The sequence below is a fragment of the Crocinitomicaceae bacterium genome (assembly GCA_016708105.1).
Taxonomy (GTDB): Bacteria; Bacteroidota; Bacteroidia; order Flavobacteriales_D; family Crocinitomicaceae; genus JADJGJ01.
The window spans coordinates 1,594,538-1,608,471 of the sequence record JADJGJ010000001.1 but is presented as its reverse complement, the minus strand read 5'-3'; the positions used below and the strand labels follow the sequence as shown (position 1 = coordinate 1,608,471).

Annotated in this window: 19 protein-coding genes and 1 tRNA gene; 10 read left to right on the top strand and 10 right to left on the bottom strand. The window is 37.4% G+C overall.

The annotated features are described in order from the left end of the window. Window positions 1–41 precede the first annotated feature (41 nt). The 3 genes from proC to rocD form a co-directional block, all read right to left on the bottom strand. Window positions 42–833: a pyrroline-5-carboxylate reductase gene (gene proC / locus IPH66_07015; protein MBK7129099.1), complete on the bottom strand. Its 792-nt coding sequence runs from the start codon at window positions 831–833 to the stop codon at window positions 42–44. 263 nt (window positions 834–1,096) lie between these two features. Continuing rightward, entirely contained in the window at window positions 1,097–2,164 is a 1,068-nt protein-coding gene (locus IPH66_07010; GenBank protein ID MBK7129098.1) for a Fic family protein, read from the bottom strand. A 105-nt stretch (window positions 2,165–2,269) separates the two neighbouring features. Continuing rightward, entirely contained in the window at window positions 2,270–3,499 is a 1,230-nt protein-coding gene (gene rocD, locus IPH66_07005) for an ornithine--oxo-acid transaminase (GenBank protein MBK7129097.1), read from the bottom strand. Window positions 3,500–3,779: 280 nt separating this feature from the next. Here rocD and IPH66_07000 point away from each other — a divergent pair, with 280 nt between their 5' ends. The 6 genes from IPH66_07000 to IPH66_06975 all read left to right on the top strand — a co-directional run bounded on the left by IPH66_07000 (window position 3,780) and on the right by IPH66_06975 (window position 7,364). Then, window positions 3,780–4,397 carry a YigZ family protein gene (locus IPH66_07000; GenBank protein MBK7129096.1) on the top strand — a complete coding sequence of 206 codons (618 nt, stop codon included), beginning with the start codon at window positions 3,780–3,782 and terminating at the stop codon, window positions 4,395–4,397. Between the two features lie 12 nt (window positions 4,398–4,409). Continuing rightward, window positions 4,410–5,333 (top strand): M20/M25/M40 family metallo-hydrolase, encoded by a 924-nt coding sequence (locus IPH66_06995; protein ID MBK7129095.1) that lies wholly within the window; start codon window positions 4,410–4,412, stop codon window positions 5,331–5,333. Window positions 5,334–5,404: 71 nt separating this feature from the next. Continuing rightward, complete coding sequence (locus tag IPH66_06990; protein MBK7129094.1) at window positions 5,405–5,974, top strand: YdeI/OmpD-associated family protein; 570 nt, start codon at window positions 5,405–5,407, stop codon at window positions 5,972–5,974. Window positions 5,975–6,087: 113 nt separating this feature from the next. Then, the gene (locus tag IPH66_06985; protein MBK7129093.1) at window positions 6,088–6,792 is read left to right on the top strand and encodes a hypothetical protein; all 705 of its coding nucleotides are present in this window, start codon (window positions 6,088–6,090) and stop codon (window positions 6,790–6,792) included. Window positions 6,793–6,862: 70 nt separating this feature from the next. Beyond that, window positions 6,863–7,159: a rhodanese-like domain-containing protein gene (locus tag IPH66_06980; GenBank protein MBK7129092.1), complete on the top strand. Its 297-nt coding sequence runs from the start codon at window positions 6,863–6,865 to the stop codon at window positions 7,157–7,159. Window positions 7,160–7,172: 13 nt separating this feature from the next. Then, window positions 7,173–7,364: a hypothetical protein gene (locus IPH66_06975; protein MBK7129091.1), complete on the top strand. Its 192-nt coding sequence runs from the start codon at window positions 7,173–7,175 to the stop codon at window positions 7,362–7,364. Window positions 7,365–7,637: 273 nt separating this feature from the next. Here IPH66_06975 and IPH66_06970 read toward each other — a convergent pair whose 3' ends face one another. The 6 genes from IPH66_06970 to IPH66_06945 form a co-directional block, all read right to left on the bottom strand. Beyond that, window positions 7,638–8,225, bottom strand: a complete 588-nt coding sequence (locus tag IPH66_06970; GenBank protein ID MBK7129090.1) for a hypothetical protein — start codon at window positions 8,223–8,225, stop codon at window positions 7,638–7,640. Window positions 8,226–8,554: 329 nt separating this feature from the next. After that, the gene (locus tag IPH66_06965) at window positions 8,555–9,151 is read right to left on the bottom strand and encodes a hypothetical protein (GenBank protein MBK7129089.1); all 597 of its coding nucleotides are present in this window, start codon (window positions 9,149–9,151) and stop codon (window positions 8,555–8,557) included. Window positions 9,152–9,207: 56 nt separating this feature from the next. Continuing rightward, window positions 9,208–9,531, bottom strand: coding sequence for a type II toxin-antitoxin system PemK/MazF family toxin (locus IPH66_06960; protein MBK7129088.1), 324 nt, complete (start codon window positions 9,529–9,531; stop codon window positions 9,208–9,210). Further along, window positions 9,522–9,767: an AbrB/MazE/SpoVT family DNA-binding domain-containing protein gene (locus IPH66_06955; GenBank protein ID MBK7129087.1), complete on the bottom strand. Its 246-nt coding sequence runs from the start codon at window positions 9,765–9,767 to the stop codon at window positions 9,522–9,524. Before IPH66_06955 ends, IPH66_06960 begins: the two co-directional genes overlap by 10 nt. 452 nt (window positions 9,768–10,219) lie before the next feature. Continuing rightward, a complete protein-coding gene (locus IPH66_06950; protein ID MBK7129086.1) occupies window positions 10,220–10,753 on the bottom strand; it encodes a hypothetical protein in 534 nt (177 codons plus the stop codon). 447 nt (window positions 10,754–11,200) lie between these two features. Further along, window positions 11,201–11,283, bottom strand: a tRNA-Leu gene (locus IPH66_06945). 710 nt (window positions 11,284–11,993) lie between these two features. Between IPH66_06945 and IPH66_06940 the strand changes: the two genes are divergently transcribed. The 4 genes from IPH66_06940 to IPH66_06925 are packed head-to-tail and all read left to right on the top strand — an operon-like array spanning window position 11,994 to window position 13,458. Beyond that, window positions 11,994–12,743, top strand: a complete 750-nt coding sequence (locus IPH66_06940; GenBank protein MBK7129085.1) for a hypothetical protein — start codon at window positions 11,994–11,996, stop codon at window positions 12,741–12,743. A 43-nt stretch (window positions 12,744–12,786) separates the two neighbouring features. After that, a complete protein-coding gene (locus IPH66_06935) occupies window positions 12,787–12,996 on the top strand; it encodes a hypothetical protein (GenBank protein MBK7129084.1) in 210 nt (69 codons plus the stop codon). A gap of 45 nt (window positions 12,997–13,041) precedes the next feature. After that, entirely contained in the window at window positions 13,042–13,245 is a 204-nt protein-coding gene (locus tag IPH66_06930; GenBank protein MBK7129083.1) for a hypothetical protein, read from the top strand. A gap of 24 nt (window positions 13,246–13,269) precedes the next feature. Next, on the top strand, window positions 13,270–13,458 hold the full coding sequence (locus IPH66_06925) for a hypothetical protein (GenBank protein ID MBK7129082.1): 189 nt from the start codon (window positions 13,270–13,272) through the stop codon (window positions 13,456–13,458). A 72-nt stretch (window positions 13,459–13,530) separates the two neighbouring features. On the opposite strand, the gene IPH66_06920 is transcribed toward IPH66_06925, so the two are convergent. Beyond that, window positions 13,531–13,764: a hypothetical protein gene (locus tag IPH66_06920; protein ID MBK7129081.1), complete on the bottom strand. Its 234-nt coding sequence runs from the start codon at window positions 13,762–13,764 to the stop codon at window positions 13,531–13,533. Window positions 13,765–13,934 lie beyond the last annotated feature (170 nt).

Sequence of the window (13,934 nt, the reverse complement as noted above, 5' to 3'; positions counted from 1 at the left end):
CATCTAGAATATGTTGGCGTGCAGAAAAAAGAAAATCCTCTCTAATTCTTCTCAATTTTTTGAAAAGATTTTACGATACCGTGAATTAATGCAGAACTAAAACCTTGATGCTCCATTTCATTCAAGCCGGTAATGGTGCACCCTTTAGGCGTAGTCACTTTATCAATTTCTTGTTCAGGATGAGAATTATTTTTTAGCAGTAATTCAGCGGCACCTTTCACAGTTTGTGTAGTTATGAGCGTTGCAGTTTTTGCATCAAATCCAATCTGTATTCCGCCTTGAATCATTGCTCGGATAAAGCGAAGCACGTAAGCAATTCCACATGCGCCCAATATAGTTGCTGCTTCCATCAGGTTTTCATCAATTACCGCTGTTTCTCCAATGCCTTTAAACAGGTTGGCTATTTCTTCTGTTTCACTCACCGTTCCGTTTTTTGTACAAATGCACGTGATAGATTCTCTGATGGCGCTAGCCGTATTAGGCATCACCCTGAAAACCGGATTGGTTTTATTTATTAAACTTGAAATTTGATCAAGACTAACCTCTGATGCCACTGATACAAGTATGTGATCCTTTTTTAACTCGGGTGCAATCTCTTTCAGTAAATTTTCAACCATGTAAGGCTTCACGGCCAGAATAATGATTTGCGATTTTCTCACCGCAATCAAATTATCTTTTGTCACCTCAACACCTCTTTCTTCAAAAAATTTCAAAGATTGAATATTGCGTCGTGTAAGGGTAAGCTTATTTGATAGAGAAGTATTTGCAGACAGCAGTCCTTCAGCAATTGAAAGACCAATATTGCCACAACCAAGTATTGCAATTGATTTCATGTGTTTTAATTTATTTCAGCATTCAGATAAAATTTACCTCGTCTCATTGATGCAATTTATGATTCACCGCTAAAAAACTTGACTCCTTTAATCTGAACAATTTAAAGCGCAAAGTTATACAATTTAATACCGCATGGATGAATGAATATTTCTGAACAAAAATTTTACGTTCATCCGCTTGAGTAAAAAACACTTTAATAAAAAAGAATGAAAAGATGAATAGAGAATCTTCCACTCCGTTTTTTTTTTGGAGTGGAAGATTTTTAACCGGCCATTTTGATATGCTCATTAAGAGAATCAATGCAAGTTTGAGCCACCAGTTTATAAAAACCTGATGAATCATTTTTTTGTTGTGCAGCCTCAAGCATACTGTAATAATGCAAGCGTGATTTATTATCACCCTTTAAAACAGCCAGCGTATAACCATTTGCAAGTAAAAGCAAATTCATAATTAGCCTACATGTGCGCCCATTACCATCAACAAACGGATGCACCGTGACAATTTTTTCATGCATATCAGCAGCCAGAATTATTGGATGAAGTTTGTTTTTATTTTTTTTATAGTAAATAAAAATATCTTCAATGAGCTTTGCAACCATAAACGGCTGTGGAGGCACAAATGAACTGCCACTGATATACACCGGCACACGACGGTATTTACCTGCATTGGCTTTATCAATACCTTTTAAAATCAAGTAATGAATTTCTTGGAGGACTCTTTCTGTGAGTGTCTCTTTATTTTGAACCAACTGAATCAAAAACTCAATTGCCTCAGCATGATTAATTGCCTCTAAATGCTCATTAACTGATTTGCCACCAATAGTTAAACCTTGGTTAACAACTAAAAAGGTTTCTTGAAATGTTAAGGTGTTACCTTCTATTTTATTGCTTTCATAGGTGTATTTCAGCCTGAAATGTTCATTCAATTTTTGAAGCTGAATTTGATTAAGTGGTTTTTTCTTAGACCATATTTTTTTTAATTTATCAACCTCTTTGAGTAATTTTTTTAACTCATTGTCAGGCTCAAAAATTGCTAACTCAGAACCACCATATTTAATTTGCTCTTCAGCAACTTTTAAGGCTTCTAAAGCAAAGTTTTCATTAGCCAACTCATAAACTAGTTTAGCACCCAACCAAAGAATATATGCTTCATGATCATCTAGTTTATAATACTTAATCAAAGCACCCACTTGCTTTTTTGTAGCTTGCCTTATACCTGATTCAATTTTGCTGAGCAGCGCCTTATCAATTTGCAATGCATCAGCCGCATCAACTAATTTGATGTTTTTACTTAACCGGGTATCTTTGATGTATTTTGCAAAATTGTTCATATTGACATTATTTATCCACAAATATAGACAATTTTTGTCTATTTTCACATCACCCCCAAAAAAAAAGGCGCCAACGCGCCTCTTTTCAAGTATTGAAATCTTTCTCTACCTAAACTCCCCAATAGTTTTACGAATAATCTCAACACATTCGATCAGTTGCTCTTCAGTCATAACTAAAGGTGGAGCAAAGCGAATGATGTTACCATGTGTGGGCTTGGCCAGTAGTCCGTTATCACGTAGTTTGATGCAAATATTCCACGCGGTGCTGCTCTCCTCAGTGTCATTAATGACAATGGCATTCAATAGCCCTTTGCCGCGCACTAATTTTACAATTGGAAATTCAGCAACCAATTTTTGCATTTCAGCTCTGAAAATTTTTCCAAGTCGCTCTGCATTTTCTGCAAGTTTTTCATCTTTCACAACTTCTAATGATGCAATGGCAACACGCGCGGCAACGGGGTTACCACCAAAGGTTGAACCATGCTGTCCGGGTTTGATCACATCCATAATATCATGGTTTGCTAACACGGCAGATACCGGATAGGTTCCGCCTGATAAGGCTTTTCCAAGTATCAGCATATCTGGTTTTACATTTTCATGATCAACCGCCAACAGTTTGCCGGTGCGGGCAATGCCGGTTTGAATTTCATCTGCAATAAACAAAGCCTTGTACTTTTCACATAATGCTTTTGCTTTTGATAAATATCCTTCAGAAGGCACATAAACACCGGCTTCTCCTTGAATAGGTTCAACCAAAAAGCCGGCAATATTTTTTTGTGACAAGGCTTGTTCCAATGCCGTTAAATCATTATACGGAACAGCAACAAAACCTGCAGGAAACGGACCAAAATTTTTGCGAGATCCTTCGTCACTTGAAAATGAAACAATCGTTGTAGTGCGCCCATGAAAATTACCTTGACATACAACAATTAAGGCCTGATCTTCAGCAATACCTTTTTTCTCATAAGCCCATTTGCGACAAATTTTTATCGCAGTCTCTACTCCTTCTGCCCCTGTATTCATTGGCAGTACACTATCGTAACCAAAATATTTAGTCAAATATTCTTCATACACGCCCAACGAATCATTAAAAAATGCACGTGAGGTAAGCGTCAATTTTTTTGACTGTTCTATTAAAGCATCAATTATTCTTGGATGGCAATGCCCTTGATTAACGGCCGAATAAGCAGACAAAAAATCATAATACCGTTTACCTTCAACATCCCATAAATAAACCCCTTCACCCTTTTCAAGTACAACCGGTAAAGGATGATAATTGTGTGCCCCATACTTGTTTTCAAGCTCCATCAATTGCGCTGACGATAATTTTTCCATTGTTTCCATTTTCTTTTTATTTCTGTTCAGGCTCATCGCGGAGAACCTCATATCCTTTCCTCAGCCGGCACTGGCCGTATTGCTCACGGAGAGAAATCATCCGTTATTTCTGCTGCAAAGCTACAGGCTTATTGCTGTATTCTATGCATACATAATTGGTTTGAGATGTTAAAATTATTCAGATTTTTGCAATTAACCGTTAAAAATTAACATTCGCTTTTTTGAAAGCTTGCTGATTGCAGCATTCATTCAACTGGTTCTTAGGCTATCTTTACAGCTTGTGACAGACAAAAACACATATCGCATCGTTAAAAAACCGACAGAGGCTGAATACCGTGAGAAAGGATCCAAATTCACGGCATACGTTTTTCCATGTGAACAGGCGCAGGATGCAAAAGAAATCATTGAACATCTCTGGAAAAAAAATCCCGGTGCTGTGCATGTATGTTTTGCATGGAGATTTGGAAAACGAAATTTTGAAGATCGTTTCTCTGATGACGGAGAACCCGCAGGCTCAGCCGGCAAACCCATATTTGGACAAATTATTTCTTTTGATCTTACCAATATACTCATTGCAGTGGTAAGATATTATGGCGGAACCAATTTAGGCGTTGGCGGATTAATGCAAGCCTATAAATCTGTTGCCAAATCTGCACTTGAAAAATCAGAAATACAAACCCTTGAAATCTGTACATATTATTCTGTAAATTTTCAGTTCGCTCAAACCGGTGAAATCATGCACATCATTCAAAAAAGAAACACAAAAATTGTAAGACAAAATTTCACAGATACAGGTGCAATCATTGATATAGCTTGTCCCGTGCAACATGCAGAATTATTTGAAAAAGATATTCAATCTTTGCCATCAATCACATTCACAATAACCGGATCAGATTAAAAACAATACATCATGGATTTATTAAAAAAACTTTGTGCTATCAGAGCTACCAGCGGTGATGAATCTGCTATGACTGATTTTTTGCTTAATTACATCAAGCAAGAACAAAAAACATGGAAAGTAAAACCAAAAATTTATTCAGGTGATGGATTTCAAGATGCCATTGTATTGGTATTTGGAAAACCACGCACAGCCGTTTATGCACATATTGATTCTATCGGTTTTACTGTTGGCTATAATAATCACTTAATCCGCATTGGTAGTCCGCGTGCAACAGAGGGAATTCAATTAGTTGGTAAAGATCAGGTTGGAGATATTAAAACTGAATTGCTGGTGATAGAGCATCAAGATGGAGACAGGTATTTGCAGGCAGTACACAAACGTAAAATTGTACGAGGTACAAATCTCACATTCAAACCAAATTTCAGAGAAACCAAAAACTTCATTCAATCACCCTATCTTGACAACCGATTAGGTGTTTGGATTGCATTACAACTTGCACGCACACTAAAAAACGGTGCCATTGTTTTTTCAACGTATGAAGAACATCATGGAGGCTCAGCCAATTATCTTGCCCGATTTTTGTATGAAAAATATAAAGCAAAACAAGCTTTAATTTGTGATATTACGTGGGTGACTGAAGGTGTTTCACACGGCAAAGGGGTTGCTATTTCAATGCGTGATCACGGCATTCCGCGCAGAAGTTACGTGAACCGCATTATTGATGTAGCCAAAAAATCACGCATTAGTTTTCAGATAGAAGTAGAAAGTGCAGGCGGCAGTGATGGCACCATTTTGCAAGCCAGCGAAATGCCTATAGATTGGTGTTTCATTGGAGCACCTGAAAATAATGTTCACAGTCCTGATGAAAGAGTACACAAAAATGATATTGCATCCATGCTGGCACTTTATGAGTTACTCATGGATAAATTGTAATCACAGTTTTTTTGATTATGCATACACTACCTATGGCAAAAAAAATATCAGAAAAAAATGGAAGTAAAGGAATGAGCATGATTCATCAGTCAGAGAAATGGGCTGAGGAACTTGAAATCCTCTATTCAATTATTCGCTCAACTGACTTGGTAGAAACCACAAAATGGGGAGGGCCATGTTTTACCATCCATGGGAAAAATGTTTTGGGTGTTGGCGGTTTCAAATCATACCTCGGTATCTGGTTTTATCAAGGCGTATTTTTGAAAGATGCAAAAAAAGTGTTGGTGAACGCCGGTGAAGGAAAGACAAAAGCCCTCAGACAATGGAGATTCAATTCAAAAGCTGAAATAGATCAAAAACTTGTTAAAGCGTATATTCTTGAGGCAATTGAAAATGCTAAAGCAGGCAAAGAGTTGAAACCTGAAAAAAAATCAACCGGTATTATTCCTGACGAACTAGCCAATGCGTTGAAAAAAAATAAAAAACTTAACGCAGCTTTTGAAACATTGACTCCCTTCAAACAACGCGAATACATTAATTATATTTCAGAAGCCAAACAAGAGAAAACACGACAAACCCGGGCAGAGAAATCAATAATTCTGATTGGTCAGGGAAAAGGTTTAAATGACAAATACAGGTAACGCCATTCAAGTTTAGTCAAGAAATACAAGTGCATTATCTTCGTAAGCCCGTGTTTAAATTAGTTGTAATTTCGCATCACCTATTTATTTATTGCATTCCAAGGTAACACAACATGATTGAAAAATTTAAACAACGCATTACCTTTTATCTTTTTGGTTTTGGACTGGGGTTGGTCATTCTATTTCTAACCTTTGGTAACAGAGGCTGTTCATGGTTACCCGGTAACCGTGTAAAAAATATGATTGCAGAAAAAGACATACTTGCAGGTGATAGTGTGTTAGAAGTAATGATTTGCAAAGGACTCACCAATACAGATATTTACTCAGTACTCAATGATAACGGTGATGTAAATTTTTCAGAAAGTGTGACAGATGTTTATCCTAAAATATATTTGATAGAAGGATTAAAAAATGAAGCCACCTTAGGAATCACCTTTGCATTGTATGATACCTTGGCTGAAGTAATTGGTGTGCATTTTGACAATGCTACTTGTGTTGTGAATACCAGTAACAAAACAAAACACATTGTTCCGTTGCCTGATGCAGATGTGCGCGCCATCATTGAATCACATGAACAACGCATTGTAAACCGTGCGGCATGTGAATTGGAATGTCTTGGATTGTCAGAAGCTGACGTATTAGCATTTTATAAAAATGCCCATTTCGTTTCTGAAAAATCACGACCAAGATTATATCCTGATCCGTTTTACGTGATGGAAGGAAATATGAAAAACAAAACCTATCAAATCACCTACGTGATTAGTGAAAACCGGTCACGTATTACCAATATTGAACCTGATACTTGCGCGTGTGAATAGCATTGTGTAACCTTGGTCACGATCTCTCAATTTTACTCATCTTAACTTTGTCTCATAAATAAAAAACACTATGGGACTTTTTGGAAATTTATTTGGCGGACAAAGCCAGAAAAACGTAAAAGAAATGCTTGCTAACGGAGCAGTAATTATTGACGTTAGAACGCCACAAGAATTTCAGGGCGGCAATGTGAAAGGATCAAAAAACATTCCTTTAGACCGCATTGAAAACGAAGTAAAAAAAATCAAAGCAATGAATAAACCGGTAGTAGTTTGTTGCGCCAGCGGTATGCGCAGTGGACAGGCTAAATCAATACTTCAGCGCCATGGCATTGAAGTGGAAAACGCCGGTAGCTGGCATTCACTTTAAATAGTAATTTGTAATGGAATCACTTTTCACAAACTGGACCATGATGCGCTGGATGCGCTTGTTCATTGGCACGGGTTTTTTAGTAGCATTTTTTATTCAGTGGGATTGGGTTCTGTTGTTGATTGCAGCGTATTTTTTAATCATGATGTTTTTCAACGTAGGCTGCGGCGTTGAAGGCTGCGCTACACCTAATACAAAAAAATAATTTCATCGTTTAGTTAGATTAGCAACTCCCGAGTCTTAAGTGATTCGGGAGTTTTTTATTTTAACACAAAAGAAATGTGATTACTGGCGTAATGAAGATTTGGCAGATGCAGGCTAATTTTTTTGCTTGGCGTACTTAGTATGAAATACAAGTATGGAGTCACCTAGCGAGCACACGTGAAAAATAATAATAATATTTTTGACATATCAAATCCAAGGTAAGCGCTGAGATCAGGGCTTAAGGCTTTACATGGGATGTGGTGTTATATGCTTTTTATTCATAACAACCGCCGTCTGGAATACATAACATGTCTGGAAGTCCGCCCTTGAATTGAAGTCCTTTTTTAGTTCCTTTGAAATTAAATAAAAGTGAGTTTTTTTCTATACTAATAGGAAGTTCTTTCGGGTCCTTCAAGTAATACACACGAGCATATTTTAATTTTTCATTTACAAAAGCTACTTTACTATTTCCACGATATGAGTCTGCTGTTTTAATTTTGCAAAATTCAGTAACAACATGGAATTCTGTTTGAAGTTCTATGTCGCTGATGAATCCAATATAATTTACGAAACATTGAATATTGTCTTCGGTTCCGCTGACCTGCTCAACGTTTAACAATTCCTCTTTGACATAAGGTCTGAAGATATTATACATTTCTATATTTTCTGGGTCCTTGCTTGGGTCGTAGTCAGGATTTGAAAAAACTGGTTCTTCAATACTTATTGATATGGTTGTATCGGAAACTGTCGTGTCGATTTTTTCGGAAGTCTGTTCAATATTAATTTTTCTATTCTCACGCGGTGCGCATGACAACAGTCCCATTAAAGCATATATGATTATAAAGGTTCCTTTAAATTGCATATAACGGCAGTCTGTCTAAAAACCAAAATCTGCCTCTTGAGAATCGAATATATGAAATTTTTCATGGATCACTACCCGAATATTTAATTCTCAGCAGGAGGTTTTTAGACAGTCTGACGGCTCACGCATAAAAGTAGTAGCGCAACCTCGATTAAATGTACTGAACTTAAAAGTACCCACCAAGCGGAACAAAAACTTTTTTAATAATCCATAGATATCGGGAGTGTTTAAAAAATTTTTGTGCAGTGCTGCTGCCATGAAATACTGAAATTGGAAAAACCACAAGCGGCTTAATTACTTTTAAGCATGTGGTGTTATGCTTAGTTTGTTTACTTTATGGTGTCCTGTTCGAACGATTCGATATAGTCGCAAATTTTTCGAAATTCAGTATCTTTTTCTGGTGACCATCTTGCTGCGATAAAGTAACTTTTTTTAACTGGATTATTCCGATCGGGATCAAATGCCTCTAAGACACAATTTCTGCCGTCAAGTCCACGCCTGTCAATTGAGAGTGGCAGTGTCCAAAAGCAATTTGAATCGAAAGTCAATTCTATTTCTTTCCATTCTTCCTCAGATAATGTTAGATAAATTGTTGTGTCTGAAATTCCAAGATACTCTTCATAACCTTCGGTATAATTTTTCTTGAGGGTCAACAATCCACCTTCTTCGGTCCTTTCAAAGCGATATATCCAGGTATCTCTGTCCCAACTATGAGTTATTAGCAGTCGGTAAGATTTAATATTTAAACTTTCAAGTTCGGGCTCGTCGTATTCAATTAGCATTGGACTGTAACCATCTCTATAGTCGGGAAGTCCCATTATGCTGTCATTCTTGGTAAGCACTTTTTGGTCTATAGCACAGTTGTACGGATTGCTGTTACAACTTCCTATGAACACAATAAGAAGAACTAGCAGAATGTTTTTCATATTGGAGATTCGATGTATCAAATTAAGTATAACAGGCTTGTGCTAGCAAACGTTTGTTACGCAACATATGTTTCGTGAATTATGCTTTTAACATTGTTAATTTCTTTTTCAGTCAATGAGTCAAGCACTTTGACGATACGCTGTCTATCAATCGTTCTAATTTGATCTAAAACAATCCAGCCTTTAGTTTTATTATGTTTCAACGGAACACGTGTTGGGTAGTTTTTAGAACTGCTTGTCATTGGGGCAATCACAATAGTCTGTAAATATCTATTCATCTCGTCAGGAGAAATGATTACGCAAGGGCGTGTTTTTTTCATTTCACTGCCTAATGTCGGGTCCAGATTAACAAGAACAATTTGGTATTGTTTTAATTCCATTCTTCGAAGTCCTCATCCTTAAAAACATCCGTTACAAGCAATTTATCATCACCATTCTCATGCATTTTCTTGAATGATTTTTCCCAGCCTTTTCGTGCTTTAGTCTTAGGTTTTAAAATGATATAACCTTTTTCAAGAATCAATTCTATTGTGTCTTGAAGATTATATTTTTCAATTATAGTTTTCGAAAGTCGAATTCCTTTTGAATTACCGATTGAAATTAATGAAACATCCATAAGTTAGTGCGTTTTGTAATTACAAAGTTATTACATTTTTTCTGAAGCCCCAAATTTTCATTGTAAATAGAATAGGGCGCATCAAATAACCGCACCGGAGGTTTAGCGAAGGATGCCTGCCTGCTAAAATTAGTTTTCATGTTTATAGATGCACAGGCAGACAGGGATATCCGCTGCCGGGATGTAGAAAAAATAGCCGTGATGGTTTGTGCATAATTACAGTTATCCGTATAATAAAACCATCCCCAATGTAAAAAAAGAAATCTAAATCAAACAATAAAGCATGAGAAATAGAATTGAAAGCATCAACTCGTTACCGCTCTCCCACTCACGCTCGCTCTGTATTATCCGGCAAATCATTGAAAATTATAGCTGGGATAAATTATTTGACGCGTCATTTAATCCATTATAGCACTCTCTTATTATTTATAAAGATGAAATATTATCCGAAGTTAAATCCAATCCACAAAACACCATTTTCCGTTGTTTTTTTTGAATAGGATTATGATGTATCGAGACGGACAATAATCGGTTTTTGGATGAGGAAGTTCAAATTGTTGAATCAGAGCATAACTCGAAGAATCTGGTTGATAAGGACGTGTAATGGCATAAAAGTTCGCATCACCTTCAAACCATTTTATTCCTTCGCTGGATATGCTATCAATAGTTTCCTTCGATGTGAATTCGAATTCCGGAAGATATGCAGTGTCAATTTCATCTTCAAACCAATGTGATGAAAAAGGATCATGTTGGGGAACAGTGATAATCGGGGAGATTTCTTTCTCAAAGGATTCGATATAATAATCCATAGATGCAGAATCTTCTAAAATTGCAAAACGATAATATATTTCCTTTTTTTGACTATTCGAACTAAGATAGGAACTGTAACCCTCTGAAATGATTTGATATTTTTCTTTTTCTGAAAGTGGAGTCCATACACTTCCGTTTTCTACCTCATGATTCGTAGTACAGGAGAAAGAAACCAAGATGATTATTGATATGAATATGGGTCGATTCAACTTCTTAGAACAATATAATAAAACCATCCCCAATGTAAAAAAAGAAATCTAAATCAAACAATAAAGCAAGAGAAATAGAATTGAAAGCATCAACTCGTTACCGCTCTCCCACTCACGCTCGCTCTGTATTTCTCGTCCAGTATTTATGTTTGTAAAAAATCCTGACTGAAAAAGTCAGGATTTGATTAAGTGCCCAAGACTGGACTTCCCGATACTCCACTTCGTTGCGATCGGGATAAACTTCTCGTCCAGTATTTATGTTTGTAAAAAATCCTGACTGAAAAAGTCAGGATTTGATTAAGTGCCCAAGACTGGACTTCCCGATACTCCACTTCGTTGCGATCGGGATAAACTTCTCGTCCAGTATTTATGTTTGTAAAAAATCCTGACTGAAAAAGTCAGGATTTGATTAAGTGCCCAAGACTGGACTCGAACCAGCACGCACGTAGTGCACCACCCCCTCAAGATGGCCTGTCTACCAATTTCAGCACTTGGGCTTAAGGCAAAATTAAAATTCTGCCGAAAAAAAATGTCCGGTAGTCCGGACATATTTTGGTGATCCTGCTGGGAATTATCAAACAGCTGAAAACCAGCATAAACATTATGTTTCAAAAAGCAAATTACCTAAGGTTACCGAACAGGTTACCGATTAAGTTACTTGAAGTTTGCATTAATTTAATTGTATTCAATGAACGCCTTGTGCCGATAAAGGTAATAAGAAGTAATGACAAATAATAATAAAACAAGACAAATTATATTATTTAATTAGGAGAGATACTTCTTCCATTCTTAAGCCCATGTATGTGCAAAAATCCTGAATAGAAATGTATTGGTGGTTTTCTTTACCGAGGTGTGTTTTGATTTTTTTTAATAACTCTCTGGAATGTCGCTCACTTTTTCCGGTAATTCGCATTACATCCTTGGGGTAAATGATTGCTTTCATACTTTATCTATGCTTTATCCATCGGTGATCTATACGCAAACTATGTTTGGCTATTTGCAAAAATACACTTTATAATTGAGGAAATAAATGTCTAAAACGGCATAAAATGCTACAAACTTGATGAATCGGAAGGTTTGATTTTATTCGTGTTATTGTGAGGTGTATTTTTGAATTAACAAGTTAAATCTAATCGCGACTTGAGATTAACTTGTTGGGCTGCAGCGCAAAATTTAATCAATTATTAATTATTAAAACCATTCAAAAATGGCAAGACAAAAAGGTATAATTAAGCTGAAAGGAAAAATCGGAGATATTTCCTTTTACAAAACGCAGGATGGCCACCTGGCACGTGAAAAGGGCGGTGTTGATGGTGAACGAATTGCCAATGATCCTGCGTTTGTGAGAACGAGGGAGAATGGCGCTGAGTTCGGTTCATCTGCAAATTCCGGAAAGACGCTGAGAGATTCAATTCGTACAATGATGATGACTGCTTCTGATAACCGAGTGGTTTCAAGATTGACGAAAGTAATGACTGACATTAAAAATCTCGACCCGACAAGTGAGCGAGGAAAACGGAATGTGGGCGTAGCGATTGCGTTGCCAGCAGCAAAGGCATTGTTGAAAAATTTCAACTTCAACAAAAAGGCAATTTTAGGTAGTATCCTATTTCAACCTTTTGCGGTTAACACCGGTACGGGAGAAATTACCATCAATGGTTTGGAGCCGATTAACGACATCGCTTTTCCGGCAGGAGCAACGCACATCACTATCAAAGGTTCCTGGGGAAAGATTGATTTCGCAACGGGTCTTTACGATGTTCAGTTGAGCAACGTTGTGAATTTACCGATTGACGGAACAGCCTCCAACGTGGTGTTAAATCCTGCGGCAGCTCCATCTGGTGCGGGTACAGATTTGTACCTGTTGCAAATTGAGTTTTTTCAAGAGGTTAACGGAGTTCAGTATTCACTTAAAAACGGAGCTTACAATGCGCTGAGCATTGTGGAAGTTGCGTAGTAAAAATGAACTCATGAGACGTTATCACAAAAAACCGGGAGATATGAATATCATGGAAAGGTATTCTGCTCCCACTCCTAAATTCTTCAAACGACTGCGCACGATTGGTTTGGTATTGGTTGCCGCTGGTGGTGTATTGGTGGCGGCACCATTCACCATTCCTGTGGCACTAGTTACGGCAGGAGGCTATATGGTTGTTGCCGGAAGTGTGGCGGCAGCCATCAGTCAGGCAGCGGTTGATACAGAAGTGTGAAGGACAAAAACAAACAGATTATTCACTATTAAAATCAAAATGGTTATGGACAATAACTGCGATAAAGAAAAAATGAAGAGTGATTTGATGATCCGTGTGAAAGCGAAAAGAACACCACGCTTAAAGTCATCTTCTGATCAAACGGATAAAATGACTTTGGTTGAGGTTGAGGTAAGCGAAGAGTTTACTGAATCAACGGAAACTTTAGAGTTGAGCATACACTTTCAATCGGGAGTGAAAACGGAATAAATCGAAACGAAAAAATAAGGTATCATGTCAGGACACACAAGCATAGAGAACGGAACTATCTTGGGTACAGTTTCAGGAACAGGCTTAACTGTATTGGCAAACATTGGTTCGTCAGACATTATCAAAACTGTTATCCTTGCAGCGTTGGGTGCTGTGGTTAGTTTCGGAGTGTCTTTGTTTCTGAAATGGCTCTTTCATCGTTCGAAAAAATAACCTTCCCTATAGGGTATGTATAGGGATTTGTAAAGCCGCCTTTACCGGGCGGCTTTTTTTTAGGCAAAGCCCCTAAAATGGCAATGCCGAAAGCTCACGAAGCCCGGATTGATATACCCACACATAACAACCGCAAGGAAGCTGATATACCCTGACCCCAGGAGCTTGAACATGGGAGAAGGACGCCTTGCCTATGTAACGATTAAAAGCATAACGAGAAACCGGCAAATTACCAGACATGATTTGAGGTGTGAATGAACACAAACCGGCTTGATTACCTTTTTTGATTTGCGGATGTTTTTGCATAATGATTAAATTTTATTTGCTTTTCACAGCAGGCGGATTTAAAAGGCCAAAAGGAAACGGAATAAATAGCCCTACATTTTTTTAAATTATTCAGGGCGGTTTATGCCGTAGTCTTTTGGCTTTTTAATTTTTAGGAAAGTGCGTCAGCCCGCCTGCTATCTTTGCAGATA